The following is an 18,413-nucleotide window of genomic DNA, read 5'->3' as shown; positions in this document are numbered from 1 at the left end:
TGTCTTCCCGCTGGCCACCGCCACTTCAACCTGCCGCAACACCGTTACGATCTGCTCTGGTTTGTACCTCTGCATCGGCATATTCAAATACCTCCCTCATGAGATTCTCTCTCACTTCGGCTGGTATCGAAATCGCCGGGCAGGTCAATGCGGATGTAGCTCTGGCTCAGCTGCTCATAGGCGCTACCGTCGGTTCCCTTGGGTTTCCAGTGAAATCGCAGATTGTATTTCAGCAGCTGATCGCGGATCAGATACTCTTCGAGATCGAGCACCTTGGAGAGATAGTATCCACCCACCTGGACGGTCGATTCACCAAGCTTCTGTCGCGGAGTGGGGACCTGCGGAGACTTATCGAGCAGCAAAACTTTTTTGTCCGCGCGCAGGAGCAACTGCCGGACCAACGTCAAGCCAGCCAGTCCGGAACCGATTACGGCAAGATCGTAGTGCTGTTTCATGGATATCCCGCCCTCTTCTCCGTGAAGTTCATCGCCCCGGCGCTTTTCGGCAAAGTGCGGAACCTTCGGCGATCCTTCGCCGAATATCGGCCCATCCAAAAAATGGCCTTACTTCAGGGGGAAGCCGGTGCGCGACTGGCACGTCCACCAGCAGGACAAAAATAGCACAACACGCCAGCGCAACACGAGGGCGCAATTGGCGACAGTCGTCGTGAAAGGAGAGTTTGAGTTCAGTGCTGGAGCGGCGTTCTACTGATAATACTCAGTGGAAAAGGTAGCTCGATGCAGTAATAACAGGAGTGAGAATGATGCTGAATGATCGGAGCGGAATGAACGGAAACTGATGCGCTATGCAACCGCTATTTCGCGAGCTAAGTCAGCATTCCGGCCATGAAGCCCGCTTCGAGCCAGAGAATGATCTCATCCAACCCATCCGGTTCTTCCGAAAAGGCAACGCCCATCGTGGATTCGGTGGAATGCGCAACAAATCCATTCACAACCACTTCGAGAGGATAGTTATTGATGAGGAAGCGCGCCTGAACGGCCGCGCCGTCAGGTAGTGCGGCGTCCGTCAGGACCAGCAGCCCGCCGGCGCCCACATTGAGCAGTTCAGCCTGAAGGGTGGTGCTGCCGGATTGCAGCGAGGCAATGCCGTTAACCAGAAAGCGGCGATGTTGACGCCTGTCGTCTCCCGACCCTGAAGATGAGTACACCATATAGATCTTCCTCCACAGATGTTATCGGACAGCAGATGGTGAGCAATGGGTTTATTATTCTACAGGTGCATTAGTAATCACATTCTGGCCCGGGAAACCAGCGAGTGAATAGACGATTCGGGCTAGACACCGAAAACCTGTTGGTGCCGAATCAACCCGCTAACAAACATTTAATCTATTGATTAGCTGGCATCGCGCTGGCCAGTTGGGTGCGTGCGTGATAGGAGCTGCGCACCAGTGGGCCGGATTCCACGTGGCTGAATCCCATGCGCAGCCCAGCCTGCTGAAATTCCGCAAACTCGCTGGGGTGATAGTAGCGGGCGATGGGAAGATGGTCCCGCGATGGTTGCAAGTATTGCCCGATGGTCATAATCTGGCAACCGCTGCGCGCCAGATCCCGCATGGTCTCGTGAATTTCTTCGGTCGATTCGCCTAATCCCACCATGATCCCCGATTTGCTGGCGATGGATGCGTCCATCTGGCGCACGCGCGAAATGAGTTCGAGCGACTGCTCATAGCGGGCGCCGGGACGAACCTGCTTGTAGAGGCGCGGCACGGTCTCCGTATTGTGATTCAACACGTCCGGACGCGCATCCAAAACTATTTCGAGCGCCTCGCGCGAGCCTTGGAAGTCCGGGATCAGCACTTCCACTTTGCACCCAGGCTGCCGCTGGCTAATGGCGCGGATCGTGCGCGCAAAAAGCTCCGCCCCGCCATCCTTGCGGTCATCGCGATTGACGGAAGTAACCACAACGTATTCCAGATTCAACGCATGCACGGCCTCGGCCACGCGCTCCGGCTCGTCTTCATCCACAGGCAGCGGCTGGCCCTTGGGGACCGCGCAGAAACCGCAGCGCCGCGTGCAAACATCGCCCAGAATCATGAACGTCGCGGTGCGCTGATCCCAGCACTCGCCGAGATTGGGACACTGCGCGCTTTCGCATACCGTGTGCAGTCCCAGCCGATTGGTCAGCACTTTCAGTTCGTGATGGTTCGCCCCGCCGGGCGCGCGCGCCCGCAACCACTCCGGCCGGGGAGCGCGGCGAACGGCGGAGGTAGCCGCCTGTAATTGCGCAACAATGTTGACCAGATCACTCATGTCGTTTAGGCCCCAAGGTAGCGGGCGTATAAGCTGCGGGCCACGCCAGGGTCGTTGGTGCCTTTGATGATGGCGCGGCCATCGGGGAATACGATCATTTCGTAGGCATCCACCTGGAATCGGAATACATGAGAATTGTACCGCACCGCGCCCAGCAGTGTGAGCGTTCCGGCCAACTCGGCGAAGTCCAGCGGGCGTTCCCGTTCGTGTATCTGAACCGAGTCGCGACCGCAAAGCGTGACAGGCGCCGACTTGGCACCGGTTAGATAAGCGAACTCCCGACGCTGACAAACGCGGCAGTCCGCGGCGGGCGGGCCGGGATCAATGGACTGGAAGCGGCTGTCCCACACATCCACCGAGATCATCTTGCCGGTCAACTCCTGCGCCGCGCCCACTAACAGTTTGGTCGCCTCGGCCACCTGCAAAGAGGCCACCACGGCGGCGGCGGCATTCAGAATGCCCGCCGTATCGCAGGTGGCGTGCGCGCCAGCGGGGGCGGCGGGAAATAGGCAGGCCAGGCAGGGAGTCGCGCCTGGCCGGATGGTGAAGGTGACTCCGTAACTGGCCACGGCGGCTCCGTATATCCACGGGATGCCGCTGTACACGCTGAAGTCGTTCAGCAGATAGCGCGTCTCGAAGTTGTCGGTGCCGTCAAGAATTACGTGGACTCCGCCGAGCAACTCGGCGATGTTGCGCGGCGTCAGGTCAGCCACCACGGGGAGGATACGGACCTCGGAGTTCGCGCGCTTCAGATGAGCCGCGGCGGCTATCGCCTTAGGAGTGTGCTCGGCGGCGTCGCTCTCATCAAAAAGAGTCTGGCGCTGCAAGTTGCTCTCTTCCACAAAATCGCGATCAATTAAAGTGATCTCACCCACGCCGGCGCGCGCCAGCAATGCCGCCTGTAGGCTGCCCAGCGCACCGCAGCCTACGATTGCCGCTCGCGACTGTCCGAGCCGCTGCTGTCCCGCTGCGCCGATGCCCTTGAAAAGTATCTGGCGCGAGTAGCGGGCGAATCCAAGTGTATCTGGAGGAATGCCCATATTCAGATTATAGAGGGACCATATGCTAACGGGCTAACTGGCTTGCTCTTCTGTGATCCGGTCCTGCGCCCTCTGCGATTGATCCTTGCCCGAGAGATAGTATTCGCACACGGGCCGGCCGAATTTGAGGAAGAGCGCGGGCGTGACGGTCCAATCGAGCAGCGTGGAACTGATCAGCCCGCCAGCGATGACCACCGCGATGGGTTGCAGCAATTCCTTGCCCGCCTCTCCGCCGGCGAAGACCAGCGGGGCCACGCCCAGAATCGCCGCCAGCGCCGTCATCAGCACGGGCCGCACCCGTTCGAGCGTGCCGCGAATGATCATCTTCTCGTCAAACTGCTCGCCTTCGTAGCGCACCAGATGAATGTAGTGCGAGATCATCATGATGCCGTTGCGCGCCGCGATGCCGCCCACCGTGATGAATCCCACCAGCGAGGCAACGGAAAGCACTCCGCCCGACAGATAGACCGCGATCACCGCGCCCACCAGCGCCAGCGGAATATTCGCCATCACCTGCAACACCACGCGGACAAAACCAAATTGCGCGTACAGCAGCAGGAACACTCCCAGAATGGCTACCCCCGACATCGCCAGAATCAACTGCGTCGCCTGCTGCTCGAACTCAAACTGCCCGCCGTATTCAATCCAGTAACCAGTAGGCAGCTTCACCTGACTGTTGATGCGAGTTTGCAGTTCGGTAACCGCGCCGCGCAGGTCGCGACCGGCGACGTTGGCCTGCACCACGATGCGCCGCTGCGCATTCTCACGCCACACCTGGTTGGGGCTGGACGATAGTGTAATATCGGCCACCTGCCGCAGCGGAACTTTGCCGCCCGAGGGAGTGTCGAGGAGCACGTCGCTGATCGCTTCAATGTTGTTGCGGTAGACCTCATCCAGCCGCACAATCACATCGTAAGTCCGCTGTCCATCGAGCACTTGTGAGACCGTCCGGCCCTGTAGCGCCGTCTCCAGCACATCGTTGATCTCGCCAGCCTGCAAGCCGAACTCAGCCGCGCGCTGGCGATTCACGGTCAGGCGCAACTCGGGCACCAGCGACTGCTTCTCCACCGCCACGTCCACCATGCCCGGCACGGACTTCATGACTGTTTCGATCTCATCGGCCATACGCCGCAACTCGGCCAGCTCCACCCCAAAAATCTTGATGGCGATCTGCGAACGCACGCCGCTCTGCATGTGGTCGATGCGGTGCGAGATGGGCTGGCCGATGTTCAGAGCGATGCCGGGAAGAATGGAGAGCTGACTGCGAATGTCGGCGACGATCTCCGCGATCTTCCGCTCGCCCGGGTCGAGCGCTACTTCTATCTCCGTGTAATAGACGCCCTCGGCATGGTCGTCCAGCTCGGCGCGGCCCGTGCGACGGCCCGTCGATTTGACGCCTTCGACGGCCAACATGCGCGTTTCCGCCAGTCGCCCGATGGCGTCGGACTCCGGCAGGCTCACGCCCGGCTCGGCCTGCACGTTGACGGTAAGCGTTCCTTCGTTAAAATCAGGCAGGAACTCACGGCCCAGCAGGGGAATGAATGCGATGGAAAGCAGCACCAGAAAGGCCGATGCGATCAGAATCTCCCACGCATGAGGAAGCGTGAAGCGCAGGATGCGCGTCTGCAGAGACTTCAGGCCGCGGACCAAAAAGGAGTCCTCAGCCTCATCCATAAAGGAAGCCTTGGGCAGCAGATAATAGCACATCACCGGCGTCAGTGTGAGTGAGACCAGCAGCGAAGCGAGTAACGAAATGATGAATGCGATCCCCAGCGGCGCGAACAAGCGGCCCTCCACTCCAGAGAGGAAAAACAGCGGAATGAAGACCAATGCGATGATGAACGTTGCGTATACGATCGAATTCCGAATCTCCGCCGAGGCGTCGAAGATCACCTGCAACGCAGGTGCGGAATGCTCACGACGGCGATTCTCCTGGAGGCGCCGGAAAACGTTTTCGACGTCCACGATGGCGTCGTCAATGATCAACCCGATGGCCACGGCCAAGCCGCCGAGCGTCATGGTATTCACGCCCAGGCCCAGCACCTTCATCACCAGAAACGTCAGCAGAAACGACGCAGGGATGGCCATGACGTTGATCACGGTGGTGCGGAAATTCCAGAGAAACAGAAAGAGGACAATCGTAACGAAGACGGCGCCTTCCACCAAACCATCCTTCACGTTATCGATGGCGCGCTGAATGAAATCGGCCTGGCGGAAAACATTCGTATCCAGCGTAACGCCGGCTGGCAGAGCGGGCTTCAACGATTCGATGGCGGCTTCGAGCGCCTTCGTGAGGGCGATGGTGTCGCCGTTCGGCTGCTTGTAAATGCTGAGGATTACCGCGGGTCCGCCATTGAATCCGGCTGACCCGCGCGGAGCGGGCGGGCCGAATTGCAGGTGGGCCACATCGGAGACGTGGATCGGCTGATCGTTGCGGAAAGCAACTACGGTCTGACCAATTTCTTCGAGGCTGCTGGTGCGGCCCACGTTGCGAATCAGAATCTCGCGATTCGGTCCGGTGAGGAATCCACCGGAAGTGTTTTGGTTGGACGCACCGACGGCGGCTTCCAGCTCGTGCAGTGTTACGCCATACTCCTGCATGCGGTCGAGAGACGCCAGCACCTGATATTGCTTCACTCCGCCGCCGATGACCGTTACCTGCGACACGCCGGGCACGGCAAGCAGACGCGGGCGAATCACCCAGTCGGCCACCTCGCGCATTTCAAGAGGCGAAACTTTCCCGTCATCACTCTTCAGCGCGACCAGAAGAATCTCGCCCATGATGGAGCTGATCGGCCCCAGCACTGGCGTCAACCCCTGCGGCAGACGGTCGCGAGCCAGCTCGAGTTTTTCGGCGACGATCTGGCGGTCGCGATAAATGTCCGAGTCCCAATCAAACTCGACAAATAGTAGCGACAGGCCCACGCCGGACTGCGACCGTATGCGCTCGACATCCGTCGCGCCGTTCAGTGCGTACTCGAGCGGCAGCGTCACCTGCACTTCCACTTCCTCGGGCGCCAATCCTTCGGCTTCGGTGAAGACGGTGACGGTAGGGCGGTTCAAATCGGGGAAAATGTCGACGGTCAGCTCGCGCCAGACAACGTAGCCTCCGTAGCTCAGCAACAATACGGTCAGGCAGATGACCAACAGGCGGTGTTCGAGGGAGAAGCGTATTATGCGATTGAACATGAGTCGAGACGGGCTCGTTTATATTGCTGAGTTATCGTGCTTTGAAAATTTCCATGTAATGGACTATATTTCTAAAATTCCGGTTCGCTAAATTTGCAAGTCAACACACTCAAAGTTTGGCTTACTGTACGGCGACTGCCGGCACCGCATAGGAAGCGCTCTCCGATTGCTGGCGTGGCAGCGCGCCCAGCATGCCCGCGCCATTCACCACCACGCGATCTCCTTCACCGATTCCTGACAGCACCTGCCAAAAACCGTTTTGGCGAATCCCTACTTCCACCGGTTGCGCGGCAAAGTTTCCGTCCGCCCGCACTATATATACCCAGCGCTCAGTTCCGGTATCAATGACCGCCTGCTCGGGAACAGCCAGCACGCGCTGCTGCCGGCGAAACTCTGCACGAACAAAAGATTCAAGCGCCAGCACGTTACCTTCATTCACCACATCCACGATGACCGGCACCGACCGATTGGTGGAATCGATTGTGTCGCCGATCCAATGGACGGTTCCCGACATAGGCTTGGCACCCGGGGACGGCGGGAAGATGGAAGCCGATTGTCCCCGTTTCAACGTAAGCAAGTCCGAGCTGTACACCTGCGTTTTCACCCACACCCGGCTGGGGTCCACGATGGTGAATAGCTGTTTGTATTCGTCGTTGAGATTCAGCTCTCCGGGAGTGAAATTAATGGAGGCAATGATGCCATTAATGGGAGAGCCGACGGGCGTGCGGCGCGGGTCGCGAAACTTTTTGGTGGCCTCCATGGCTTCGTCCTGCTTACGGACTTCGTCGAAAATGCGCACTGCCTCGTCGCGCAATTCCTTGGCCCACTTGGCGTCCGCTTCATAGAGCGGATTTGCGGCGGCCAGTTTTTGCGTGCGATCCAGTTCAAGCTGCGCCGCATCGCGCCGCTCACGCGCGCGTGCCAGCACGCCGTTGATATCAAGGTCCTTGGCTTCCATTGGGCCGCGCTCGATGGCGGAAAGCTCCAGCGTTACCACCGCCAACTGCTGACCGCGCTTGACGGTTTCGCCGAGACTCAGCGGCTTGGGCGCAAATTCGATTCGTCCCCACAGAGGAGCCTCGACAATCGCGGTGAGATCCGGCCGCGCTTCGACGTGGCCAGTAGCACGAACAATCTGATCAAGCGAGACCAGCTTCGCTTCCACTAGAGTAATTCCCAATTCCTTTTGCGCCGCGTCCGTGATGGCATACGTTCCATCTTCATTCAGAATGACGAATTGCTTGCCTTCCGTGGGTACCGCCGGCTTCCGCATATTCAGCACGGCCGGCAGGATGAACCGGTCCATCACCCCAACCACGAAGATCAGGCAAGCCAGTCCGATCAGAGCTGGCCTGACCATGCGCGTCCCAGCACCACCCACTTCGCCGGCCTGCTGGCGCACACGCCACAACTGGATCGCAGTTAATCCAACGACTAGAAGCACCAGGGCGATATTCACCATCAGGCGGAAAAAACTGGCTGGATTGCTCTGCACCGTGATCGGGAAATCCATGCTGAACTCATCGCCAGTTTCCGTCTTGAAAGTAAAGTGTAGATTGAAGGACCCCGCTTTGGAGAACTGGTGTTCCGCAATGCCAAACACTCCGGCTTCTCCCTCCGGGTGAACGGGCAGGTGCGGCTCGACGGCGCGTTGCGATTGCGTATCGACGAGTGAACCTTCCGGCTGGAGCCCCAAGGGAATTTCGGTGCCAAGCAGCGGATCGGGAACCGCGAGCAGGCGGAACGCTTTGATTTCGACGTTGGCAATCTCGCCCGCAACAGGAAGCGATGGCGAGTACATGATCTCCACGCGGTAGTTGCCGTTCGCGCCGGTTACGTTCTGGACGAAGGTCTGCCGGCCGCCACCTGCGACTTCACCATGCGCATGTAGCAATGCAGGGATGAGCATCCACGCGCAAATGCCGAGTGCGGCGGTGGCGAATATCGCAAGCCGTGGATACAGACTTGAAAACTTCATTCGCGGTACGCTCACTGAGTCACCTCCACGCGGCCAATCATGCCGAAGCGGAGAAGCTCATCCGGATTGCTGACGCGAAAGATCAATTCGCGGGTGCGCGTTTCCGGATCAACTGCGGGTTCAATGATTTCCAGCGTGCCGGTGAAAACTTTGCCCGGCAGATTGTCGAAGCGTATCCCCGCCGTTGTACCCATGGGCCACGGGCGGAACTGCGACTCAATTACGCGCGCCGCTACGCCGACCTGCGCGAGATTCACGATGCGATACAGCTTGAATCCCTCATTCACCGTTTGATTTTGTGTAAAGGTCGCCTCGGCGATTTCACCGTCAATGGGCGAAGCCAGCGGCTTCCGTGTTGGCGACACATTGCCGATCTGTTCGTCCTGCTGACCAATCAGAGTGCGGGCTTTTTCGTATTCCGCCCTGGCGTCCAGCTCCTCCGCCTGCATATGCTGCAACTGCTGGCCCGAGAGATTGCCCAAGCTCATTAGGCGCTCGCCGCGCTCGCGTGCGACACGCGCCACCAACGCCCGGTAGCGAGTATCCAGTAATACTTTCAGCAAATCCCAACGCTGGTTGGAGATATGCGCCTGATCGTGCATATTGTAGCGGTGTTCGATGATGACTACGGGGTCGCCCTTCTTCACACGGTCGCCGACTGTATAAGGCTTCTCTTTGGGAGAAATCGTACGACCCGTGGCGGGCGAGAAGATTTCAGCGCTGGAATCCGGGAGATGAACCACCTTGCCCAGGAAGTTTGTGGATTGCGCGCGCAGTAACGATGCGCCCAATGGCAGGGCAAAACATAAAAGCAAGGCGCGGCAGACGCTTCGGCGCAGTGAAGCGTTTCGCGGAAAGTCGCTGCGGGATTGGCCGTGCATCCTCATTGACATTTCATTCGACGGTCACTTTTATGGCTTGCTGGCCTCGGTCAATATTTGCAACCCACGGCGGACTGCGGCGGCGACCGCCTCCGCTGCCGCAGCCGCCCCGGAGTATCGAATATCCTTACCCACCACCAACGGCGCGGCGGCATTCTTGCCTTTGAATTGGTCCAGAAACGTGGCGGCGGCAAGACCGGGATCGTCCTTGTTCAGCACGATGACCACGCGGTGAATGGTCATATCTCTCTTCAACCCGATCGCCATATCGATAGCGCCCTTCAGACCATTCGTGTCCACCACAAGCACCATGCCGAGCACGCCCGAGCCGTCGCCGCTCTTGCCGACTGCAACATAGAAGGTGGCTGGATTATCATTGGCGTGAAGCTTGCTGCCAGAAGCCTGCTCAATGCGCTTTACCTGCGCCGCAGTCAGCGATTTATTGCGCGCCGTAAATCCGGTTGCCTCCGGGAAGACACTCTTCAGCGTCTTTTCAGGAAATCCGGATTCGTGAGCCGCCAAGGGAAGAGACAGCAAGAAACTGAGAATCACGGCCAAGCCAAACCAAAGAAATGGGCGATATGGTGCAAGCGGAACTCTCATACCTTGATTTTACTCCTTCCAGGCTTGGATTTCCGCTTCCCTGCCCGTTATCGACTGCTTATCGACCACCAGACGAAGCGTTAACGGTAGCCTCGAATGCCGTCGTAACCGCCCACACGCGATAATTCATTTCCACTTGCGTGGCCTGCTGTTCCTGCCAGAGAAGTTCGCTGACGGAAACGCCACCCACCGAGTAGGATTGGAATAATTTCTTGAGCAGCTCCTGCCCGCGCGGAACGACATCCCTCTCGAACAATTCAAGCCCTTGCGCATCCTCGTTGGAGGGCGGGGCCGGCTCGACGACGGCCAGCAAAGGCTCTGCTGTTGGACGTCCCGCCACGGCGTTGGCTCGCGCGATCGCGCGCCGCCGATTGGCTTCCAGCCGTGCCACTTCAGAAGCCGTCTGCTTTTCAGCATGTGCGAGTATTTCGGCATCCAGCGACGAGATGCTCTGGGTTTCCAGCCTGAGCTGAATGGCTTGATTCCAGCCGGCAAGGCGGTCCTGACTCTGGCGAGCGGCGGCAGCACCAGCTTGCGCCAGCAGAATTTGCAGAAAGGTCTCGTCGCTTGCATGGTAATCGGGAGGAGGGAGGGGGACTTTTGTATTGGCCGGCTTAGGCTGATTCTTCGCGATCATTTCTCGGAATTGCGCAAGAGTAACCGGTGAATTGCCCCCGGCGCCCCGATTGGATGGTTGCTGAGCTTGCGCAGATTGACAATATGCGGCAAGCATGACGAACAGGAATCCCGCGCACACCACAGCCGCTATGGGGTTTCCGAAAATTCGAGTCCTTTTGTATCTGCTTGTCATGCCATGGCCACAATCATTGTCCTACAATAACGATGTTTCACAATGAGTCCAGTATTTTATTTCCGAGCCATTCCCGTAAACTTCGTCGGTTAGTGTGTAAAAAAGAAACACGCCACCATGCCGCCTTCTCCCTCGGCGAGTACTTCTACCTGAGCACCGAAGGCGCGAACGTCGCCAGCCGCTTTGCTGCTTCCCGCTAACTGAGCGGAAGCCTCCGCGCGCAGCGAGATGTTCGCGGGAACCGCTGTCTCCAGAATGTTAAAGGAGAGATAACCGAGCAGTCCAGATGGTATCGCTTTGCCTGCCTCGCCGGGAACCACGGCGCGCACGGTCAGCGCCGTGGTCTCCAGGCCCTGATCGTTTTTGCCATCCTTGGTTTCCGTCTTGATCTCGACATTACTCAACTCGGCGGCGGCCCCTAGATCGACTTTGGAAAATTTCAGGTTCTTGCTGACAAAGCTGATAGTCAGGCTTGTCTGTCCCACGGCGTCCTGTTCGGCCGGCGTGAAATAGATGGGGACAACAACCGAGGAGCCGGGCATTCCAGAGGCACTCCCCAGCGTCAATCGAGTCGTCGTCTTGGGATTCACAGGGGGTTGCGCGATCGCCGCCCCCTGCGAATATAGATTCGCCGAGGATATAACTGCGAGCAGGATGGCGGCAGGTAATCTCTTGTTTGCGATTTCGCTAGGGGAGCCAATCATCTGATGAAGGTCCTTTCTAAAGAGTTTGATTCATTCTGCAAGATGCCGAGTTGCCTGCGCTCTCCTGGTGACCAAACAACCTTGGCCAACCAGCGCGAGTTGGCCGGTCCAGAATTTGCATAGAGGCGAGCAATGAGTGAGGCAGCAAATGGCAGGGGGCGGTAATGGAGTGCCCGTGCAACAGTTGACTCCCCCTGATCGGGACGCCTTTTTGGCCAGTTGACATCAGTAGTAGCCAAGGCGGCTTAACTGAGGTCAACAAATTGCGGGATCGCGTGCAGCAACAGCCTTAACGCAAGGCATCCTAGCGCCAGAAGAACGAAGATGAAATAGGCCGGCTGATTTTCGGTGAGCTGGAGAGTATAGAAAATACCCTTCTCAATATCATTGATCTGGTTGAATGCGCCTTCGAGGTGCCCTGGATTGCGAACGTCGTAGTACTGTCCACCGGTGGAGTAAACGGCATTGGCAATCTGCTGTGATGCGCCTGGCTGGAGCGCCACACCCATCATGTAAATCTTGGTGCCTTCGGTTTTCGCGCGCTCCACCTCGGTCATGGGATCGCGACCGTAATTGTTGTCGCCATCCGTAAACAAGATGATGACCTGACCCTTGGACTGCTTACGGTTCTTCTGGCGGCTGAAGGCAAAATACCGATTGGCTGAGTTCAATCCTTCGCCGATAGCAGTGAACCCCTCATTGACTAGTGTGTGGGTTCCGGTCATATGCAGATACTGTATGAGGCTCTCATGATCAAACGTCGCTGGGCTGACCACATAGCCATTGTTGGAAAAAACGGAGAGTCCGATGGCATCTCCTGTGCGTTTATTGACAAACGCCAAGGCGCTAGCCTTTACCGCCTCCATCTTGCTGCCGACGGTAGGCGGGGGAGCTACCGTGCTCTGATTGGAGAACTGCGGCGGAGGTGAGGTATTTACGGTGGTAACAGCCGCCACATTGGCACCGCGACCAATCGGTTCTTCCATGCTTTGCGAAAGATCCAGCACGAACATGATCTGCAATCCGCCGCGCTCAATGCGATTCAACTGAAACGGAAAGACCGGTCCGAGCAGAGCTACCAGCAGGAATCCCAAGGCGGCGATTTCCAACAACCGCGGCAAACGGAGCACGGGATTGGGCGGACCAATCTCCTCGTTCATGATGTCGACGAGGGAATTGCTCCAGTAATTCCGCCGCAGCAATCGATAGATCAACAACAGCACAAGCGGAGGAATTGCGTAGAGAGCAATCTCGAGATGCGTGAAACTAATGCCCATTCCCTGTTTTCTTCCTAAACCTTTTTCGTTGACCCGAACTCGCCTGCTGGAATCAAGGAATCCAATTACCGTCCAGCCTGCAAGATATCTCGCACATCAGACACAAACCCGGACGGATCGCCAACTGACCCATTGGTATTGCGGCCATAGCGAACGTCTTCGCACATGCCCAGCACTCGACCAACTTTGTCGGCAAGATAGGATTCGGTAGACTGGCTGGACAGTTCTTCCTTCATTTCGTCCGCCGTCAAGCCCTCCGTGTGAACGTCAATCATGTGGCCAACATAAGCTTTTACGTCCTGATACGAGCGGCCATAGAAGTCCATGACCTTCTGAGGATCAGAGAAATCGGAGGGAACATAGTCATTCCAGCGCTGCTGAATCGCAGCCATCGCCTTACGGGGGTCAGGACCGGTGCGCCCCGTACTAGCCTTGAACATTCCATAACCCTCCCACGCTACGCCGAGCACCAGTATGCTCAAGGCAAACCAACCCATGCCCGCAAACACCCAACGACCCCTGGGCCAGCCATTGACTGTAACGGCATCGCGCAAGTCAGCGGCATCGGGCGTTAGCGTGCTGCGCAGTCCGACGATAGGACCGGGAACTGTCAGGCTTTCAGCGGCCTTCTCTTCCGCACTGACTGTGGTCGCATCCTTGCGGAAAAAGAACAGCGTCAACTGCGGAATCTGCACCTTGTCCTCGCCCACGGCGAAGCTGGCCAGCGTGATGTCCAGGAACAACCGTTTGTTGCCACTCTTCAGTTCGCTAACGGAGTAGCTTGCGTTATAAACCCGCAGCGGGTCCATGTTGATGGTGTCTTTGTTCAAGTTGTCCAACACGAACTCGACGGTAGGTTTGTGCTCGACAATGATCGCGTAATGAAACTGATCGCCAACCCAGACGGCCGTCTGGTCCAGACGCGTAGTAAGCTCGATTTCCTTGAGGGGGGCCACGGGTGCCTTGCCACGAGCACCACCCTGCGGCTGCCGTGTTTGATTGGTCTCTCCGGTGAGCATCTCTTCTTCGCCAGCATCGTGGTCACTGCCACCCATTTGCCAGGCCGAGAGGTTCCGGGGCGCGGCCAGCAATAACACCACGGCCACCGCCAGTCCGGCAATCGCAAAAATCCAATTCTGACGTATCCTGTTCATACTTTCTTCCGCCTTTCAAATAACTCCATCAGAGGATCCATAAATGGCTCGCTCACTGGAAGGAACATGCATTCCAGCCCCAGCGAAAAGAACAAATCCCGCAAACTCTGCTTGCGCCGCTCCACAATCGCCTCATATTGATCGCGTTGCTTGGAGGAAAGACTCAGGGTCATTTCGCCCTTCCCCTCGGACGACCGGAAACGCAGTAGACCATGCCCAGTGGGTAGTTTCGTCTCCAATTGATCTTCAAAAATGATGGGCACAATATCATGCCGCCGGGCGATCGCCTTGAAATCGGGGATATCCTGCAAGTCCTTAGTATCCGGACTGGCAACAAAATCCGAGAGCAGAAAGATGATCGACATGCGATTCAGGCGGCTGCGCAGAAACCGCAAGGCAGTTTCCCAATTTGTGCCCGTGTTGCTGCGCTCCATGCCATAGAGCCGATCGATGACGCGCCAAACATGCCCTTTTCCTTTTCGGGGTGGCTCGTAAGCTTCCACTTTGTCAGAGAACGCCATGAATCCCAGATGGCAGTTGTCTTCCGTGGCGGAAAAGGCCAACGAGGCAGCCACCTGAACCATGCGCATGCGCTTGGAGTATTCCGCGGTGGAGTAACGCATGGACCGCGACACGTCAGCCACGATGAAAACGACCACTTCCTTTTCTTCAAAGTTCCGTTTCAGGAAAAGGTCCTGCATGCGCGCGGAAACGTTCCAATCCACCCGGCGCAAATCTTCGCCGATCTGGTACTTGTAGTGGCTCTCGAACTCGTATCCGGACCCGCGAATGCGGCTTCTGCTCTGGCCGAAGCGCAGACTGCGGATTCGGCGCGAAGCCGAAATCTCAAGGTACGCGAGTTCTTTAGCAATCTCCGGAGGTAGCAACCAACTTCTCCCTTTATGGAATCCCCTATGGGATGGATGTCCGGCGCAGCACTTCCGCGACGACTTCGTCCGTACTCACGCCTTCCACTTCAGCGCGGATGGTGCGTGTCATTCTGTGGTGCAGCACATCGGTGGCGATGTATTTAACGTCTGAGGGCGATACATAGTCCCTGCCGCGGAAGAACGCCGCGGAGCGCGCCATGGCCAGCAAATGCTGGTAGGAACGCGGAGAGACGCCGTACTGAATCATCTCCTTCACGATCGGCAGGCAATCCGCATTGGTGCTGCGAGTGGCCTGGCCGACGGCCACGATGTAGCGGCGGACCTTGTCGTCCACATGCACCTTGCTGGCAAGCTGGCGAATCTGAACCACCGTGGCGGGTTCCGCAACAGCTTCCAGTCTCAATTCCTCAAGCTTGGAGGTCAGCATCTTGAATTCATATTCTGGCGTCGGATAAACCACGCGGATCATCATGGCGAAGCGGTCGAGCTGCGCTTCCGGCAGACTGAAGACGCCTTCCTGTTCGACCGGGTTCTGAGTCGCCAATACCCAGAACGGATCGTCCATTGGATAGGTGGTCTCGGAGATGGTTACCTGGCGCTCCTGCATGACTTCAAGCAACGCGCTTTGGGTCTTCTGCGGAGCGCGGTTGATTTCGTCAGCCAGGACGATGTTGGCGAAGATCGGACCTTTCTGTGTCCGGAACTCGGCGGTTCTTGCGTCAAAGATGCGGGTACCCAGAATGTCGGCGGGGAGCATGTCGGGCGTGAACTGAATTCGAGAAAACTTGGCGTGAAAGGTGCTGGCCACGGCGGAGACCAGCAGCGTCTTGGCCAGTCCGGGGACGCCTTCCAGCAGGATATGGCCCGAGCCGGCCATCTCGCCTTCGCCCTTCTTGAACGAATACGGGATGCGGCCGAACAGGCCAATCAAGATTTTTCGGATCAGATCTTCCTGCCCAACGACTACGCGCTGGACCTGCGCTTCAATGGCGTGGATGACCTCCCAGGCCTGTTCAGTCGTCTGTACTTGGGTAACTACTGCCAAAGTTCCTCCTCACTAAACCCTGCGCCAGATTCGATTTGCGCAGCGCTCCGCCCCGTCGGGCTTCCTTACAGAAATATCGCGGCGGCCATCAGGGCGAGGGCTGCCGTTAGAAAATGTGTAAACAAATCGCGCCGGATCGGGTTGGCCTCATAGCCAGCCACCGGCCTGCCACTTACCAAAATTTCTTCCATGGCATCGTTGACCTGCCGCTGATCTTCACCGCGGAAGAAACGCGCGCCGGTACGCTCGGAAAGATCGCGCATGGTGCGTGCCTGCGCGCGGGTCAGGATGCGCTCACCCGCCGCAGTCGTAACATACTTCACGATTTCGCCATTATTCAACATATGCGGCACATGAGCGCCGTTGGCTGTGCCCAACCCGAATGAGTAAACCTTCAAGCGCCGGCGCGCAATTTCAGGCATTACCGCGCCCCATTGGCCAATATTGTCGTCGCCATCGGAGACCATCACCAAAATCCGTCGGCGCTTCTTGGCTTCTTCCGGGAAGGTGATCTCATCAGCCTGAATCACGCGCAGCGCGCTCACCAGAGCCGCGCCCATATTGGAACCCCACGTCGGCTCTTCGGTCTGGTTCAGAAAATCAAAATAGAGCAGCACGCCTTCTGGGTCACGCGTCAGATAGGAAAGTATGACGCTGTTGAAGTTGTAGGTAACCAACGCATATCGATCCTGCGGCTGCTTCCGCATGATGAACTGCTGGATAATTTTTTCTGCATGCCCCAGGCGGTTCGGGTCCATGTCCTTGGCATACATGGACGGAGATACGTCCAGCATGAAAATCACGTCCGTAGGCATCGGGAGTGGACGCAGGTCGCGGGCCAGTATCTGCGGATAGGCCAACCCGATGATCATGCAGACTAACGATAGTGCGAACAAGAATCCGCGCATCCAGCCGCGCCCAGCCCAGGATATCCGCGAAATGCCGCGCATATTGTCCAGGTTGCCGAAGCGGCGGCGCATCACTCTGTGGTACATCAAGCCGATGAACCAAAAGAGCATCACTGCCGGGATTCCCAGCAGCAGCCACAAATAATTTGGATAAACAAACTCGGGCATTGTTGAAGTTAACCGGTCTCAGGTTCAAATTTTTAATGGGCAGCTAAGACTGCCTGTTGCATGGGGCAATCTGTCTCTATTGCTTGCACGGTACGATCAGGAGTATCTGAATGCTCCCGGCCCGGCAATTCCGCTATATTCCCATCTGGAAGTTATCCCGCAAGCTCCGGCGGGAGTTCCTTGGTCTGCGGCTTGGCTTCTTCTTCCATCAGCAGCTTAACCTTCTCGGAATCCTTGCTGGAGAGCATCTTGCGAACATTGTTAATAAACTCGTAGTTGAACTTGGCGTCCCAATCACCCGGCTCCATCTGCAAAGATTCCCGGATGCTGTCCTCGGCGCCCAGCAAATTTTCCTCAAGCAGGTTCGCGTCCTTCTTGGCGGATTGCTGATAGGTGGCAACGGCCTTTTTGAAATTGATGTTGCCGCGGAGCAGGAAGAAGCGGCTGTCGGTGGTGATTCCGGAGATCTCGTTTTCCTTTTCCAAACGCTCGCCGGCATCGTTGAGCTGCTTCATGTTGTACAGCATGCGCGCCTGATTCAGGAACAAGTTGTGCCTGTCGCCTGCCGGTATCACGCGAAGCGCTTTGAAGCTGCGCAGCTTCTCCTCAACCGTTTCGTAGCGCTTGAGGGCCGCCTCCATATCTCCCCGCGAGTAGTCCTGCGATGCCGCCTCCATCTCCTTGAGCAGCGAACCGTAGGTCAAGCCCAAATATGCTACGACGGCCAGGACTATACCAATCAAAATTTTGGCAATCGTCCAACTGTGGCTTTTTCTCTTTCGTGCCATGGTTCCTCTTCCCCCTTACCCAAAAATCTTCTAAGTGTCCACCTGATCAGCGTAAAGATCAACCATTAATTTACTACCAATTTACACCGCAGGTAACGCGGACTCTCGTTCACACCGTTCTCTTCAAGAAATATTTCAGCTGCTCTGGAACTTCGCCACCTGGGCAAATTCTTAAAAATTCCACTCCCTGCCGCAGCCAGTCCACTGGAAGCTGGGCACCCATTCTGCACACCTAGCTTGAAGCGAAATAGACTTAGGTTAATATCATGCAGAACTATGGCCTGTAAAGTAAAAATTTGCTGGCCCTCTTTGCTGCTCGCCCATTTTGCATGAGTCGAGCCTCTGGGGCAAGCCGATTCCCCGTTTCTGTTAACAATAGCGGTTTCGCCAAATGGATTTTGGTTTCAAGAATTTTATCCATCTTCCACAATTTTCAAAGTCCAGCAATGCGCAACCAAAACGGAGCGACTTGCTCGCGGACTTCTTGATCAGGCCGTGAAGTTGCAGACTTTGGGGAATATTTGGATGTAAAGGATAGCTGCGCGCGATCTGGACAGGCCTGGAGAGGCTCGTGCGGCTTCAATAATAGGTGGTTGCCAACTTTAACCTTGCAAGGAGTCCAGCGGTTCTCGGGTGAGGACTTGCGGGCATTCCAAACAGCGACGAAGGAGAAATTAGGATCTCAGCCATTCTTCTTAAGTCATGCT

General features: G+C 57.1%; 16 protein-coding genes. All 16 read right to left on the bottom strand.

Annotated elements, in window-relative coordinates:
• Nucleotides 1-83: 83 nt before the first annotated feature.
• Nucleotides 84-455, bottom strand: a complete 372-nt coding sequence (locus tag EXQ56_01785) for a hypothetical protein (GenBank protein MSO19186.1) — start codon at nt 453-455, stop codon at nt 84-86.
• Between the two features lie 371 nt (nt 456-826).
• Nucleotides 827-1,171, bottom strand: coding sequence for a PilZ domain-containing protein (locus EXQ56_01780; protein ID MSO19185.1), 345 nt, complete (start codon nt 1,169-1,171; stop codon nt 827-829).
• 175 nt (nt 1,172-1,346) lie between these two features.
• Nucleotides 1,347-2,360 carry a lipoyl synthase gene (gene lipA, locus EXQ56_01775; protein ID MSO19184.1) on the bottom strand — a complete coding sequence of 338 codons (1,014 nt, stop codon included), beginning with the start codon at nt 2,358-2,360 and terminating at the stop codon, nt 1,347-1,349.
• Nucleotides 2,276-3,310 carry a thiazole biosynthesis adenylyltransferase ThiF gene (locus tag EXQ56_01770; protein ID MSO19183.1) on the bottom strand — a complete coding sequence of 345 codons (1,035 nt, stop codon included), beginning with the start codon at nt 3,308-3,310 and terminating at the stop codon, nt 2,276-2,278. Before EXQ56_01770 ends, lipA begins: the two co-directional genes overlap by 85 nt.
• Nucleotides 3,311-3,343: 33 nt before the next feature.
• The gene (locus EXQ56_01765) at nt 3,344-6,499 is read right to left on the bottom strand and encodes an efflux RND transporter permease subunit (protein MSO19182.1); all 3,156 of its coding nucleotides are present in this window, start codon (nt 6,497-6,499) and stop codon (nt 3,344-3,346) included.
• 121 nt (nt 6,500-6,620) lie between these two features.
• Complete coding sequence (locus tag EXQ56_01760; GenBank protein MSO19181.1) at nt 6,621-8,492, bottom strand: efflux RND transporter periplasmic adaptor subunit; 1,872 nt, start codon at nt 8,490-8,492, stop codon at nt 6,621-6,623.
• A complete protein-coding gene (locus tag EXQ56_01755; GenBank protein MSO19180.1) occupies nt 8,489-9,370 on the bottom strand; it encodes an HlyD family efflux transporter periplasmic adaptor subunit in 882 nt (293 codons plus the stop codon). The genes EXQ56_01760 and EXQ56_01755 overlap by 4 nt, the downstream gene beginning before the upstream one ends.
• An 18-nt stretch (nt 9,371-9,388) precedes the next feature.
• Complete coding sequence (locus EXQ56_01750; protein ID MSO19179.1) at nt 9,389-9,961, bottom strand: hypothetical protein; 573 nt, start codon at nt 9,959-9,961, stop codon at nt 9,389-9,391.
• 58 nt (nt 9,962-10,019) lie between these two features.
• Entirely contained in the window at nt 10,020-10,598 is a 579-nt protein-coding gene (locus EXQ56_01745; GenBank protein MSO19178.1) for a hypothetical protein, read from the bottom strand.
• 263 nt (nt 10,599-10,861) lie between these two features.
• Nucleotides 10,862-11,476: a hypothetical protein gene (locus EXQ56_01740; GenBank protein MSO19177.1), complete on the bottom strand. Its 615-nt coding sequence runs from the start codon at nt 11,474-11,476 to the stop codon at nt 10,862-10,864.
• A 245-nt stretch (nt 11,477-11,721) separates the two neighbouring features.
• Nucleotides 11,722-12,753, bottom strand: coding sequence for a VWA domain-containing protein (locus EXQ56_01735; protein ID MSO19176.1), 1,032 nt, complete (start codon nt 12,751-12,753; stop codon nt 11,722-11,724).
• Nucleotides 12,754-12,818: 65 nt separating this feature from the next.
• On the bottom strand, nt 12,819-13,907 hold the full coding sequence (locus EXQ56_01730; GenBank protein ID MSO19175.1) for a hypothetical protein: 1,089 nt from the start codon (nt 13,905-13,907) through the stop codon (nt 12,819-12,821).
• The gene (locus EXQ56_01725) at nt 13,904-14,794 is read right to left on the bottom strand and encodes a DUF58 domain-containing protein (protein MSO19174.1); all 891 of its coding nucleotides are present in this window, start codon (nt 14,792-14,794) and stop codon (nt 13,904-13,906) included. Before EXQ56_01725 ends, EXQ56_01730 begins: the two co-directional genes overlap by 4 nt.
• Nucleotides 14,795-14,819: 25 nt before the next feature.
• A complete protein-coding gene (locus EXQ56_01720; GenBank protein MSO19173.1) occupies nt 14,820-15,842 on the bottom strand; it encodes an AAA family ATPase in 1,023 nt (340 codons plus the stop codon).
• Nucleotides 15,843-15,907: 65 nt separating this feature from the next.
• Nucleotides 15,908-16,918 (bottom strand): VWA domain-containing protein, encoded by a 1,011-nt coding sequence (locus EXQ56_01715; GenBank protein ID MSO19172.1) that lies wholly within the window; start codon nt 16,916-16,918, stop codon nt 15,908-15,910.
• A 152-nt stretch (nt 16,919-17,070) separates the two neighbouring features.
• Nucleotides 17,071-17,706, bottom strand: a complete 636-nt coding sequence (locus EXQ56_01710; protein MSO19171.1) for a hypothetical protein — start codon at nt 17,704-17,706, stop codon at nt 17,071-17,073.
• Nucleotides 17,707-18,413 lie beyond the last annotated feature (707 nt).

It is taken from the genome of Acidobacteriota bacterium (genome assembly GCA_009691245.1).
In the GTDB taxonomy this organism is placed as follows: domain Bacteria; phylum Acidobacteriota; class Terriglobia; order 2-12-FULL-54-10; family 2-12-FULL-54-10; genus SHUM01.
Note: the sequence above shows the minus strand (reverse complement) of the source record. Positions and strands in the feature narration are given on the sequence as shown.

Coding starts and splice junctions, on each gene's coding strand:
- EXQ56_01750 (MSO19179.1), bottom strand. CDS start 9,961: ATGAGAGTTCCGCTTGCACCATATCGCCCATTTCTTTGGTTTGGCTTG.
- EXQ56_01735 (MSO19176.1), bottom strand. CDS start 12,753: ATGGGCATTAGTTTCACGCATCTCGAGATTGCTCTCTACGCAATTCCT.
- EXQ56_01715 (MSO19172.1), bottom strand. CDS start 16,918: ATGCCCGAGTTTGTTTATCCAAATTATTTGTGGCTGCTGCTGGGAATC.
- EXQ56_01730 (MSO19175.1), bottom strand. CDS start 13,907: ATGAACAGGATACGTCAGAATTGGATTTTTGCGATTGCCGGACTGGCG.
- EXQ56_01740 (MSO19177.1), bottom strand. CDS start 11,476: ATGATTGGCTCCCCTAGCGAAATCGCAAACAAGAGATTACCTGCCGCC.
- EXQ56_01780 (MSO19185.1), bottom strand. CDS start 1,171: ATGGTGTACTCATCTTCAGGGTCGGGAGACGACAGGCGTCAACATCGC.
- EXQ56_01770 (MSO19183.1), bottom strand. CDS start 3,310: ATGGGCATTCCTCCAGATACACTTGGATTCGCCCGCTACTCGCGCCAG.
- EXQ56_01765 (MSO19182.1), bottom strand. CDS start 6,499: ATGTTCAATCGCATAATACGCTTCTCCCTCGAACACCGCCTGTTGGTC.
- EXQ56_01755 (MSO19180.1), bottom strand. CDS start 9,370: ATGTCAATGAGGATGCACGGCCAATCCCGCAGCGACTTTCCGCGAAAC.
- EXQ56_01785 (MSO19186.1), bottom strand. CDS start 455: ATGAAACAGCACTACGATCTTGCCGTAATCGGTTCCGGACTGGCTGGC.
- EXQ56_01745 (MSO19178.1), bottom strand. CDS start 10,598: ATGATCGCGAAGAATCAGCCTAAGCCGGCCAATACAAAAGTCCCCCTC.
- EXQ56_01710 (MSO19171.1), bottom strand. CDS start 17,706: ATGGCACGAAAGAGAAAAAGCCACAGTTGGACGATTGCCAAAATTTTG.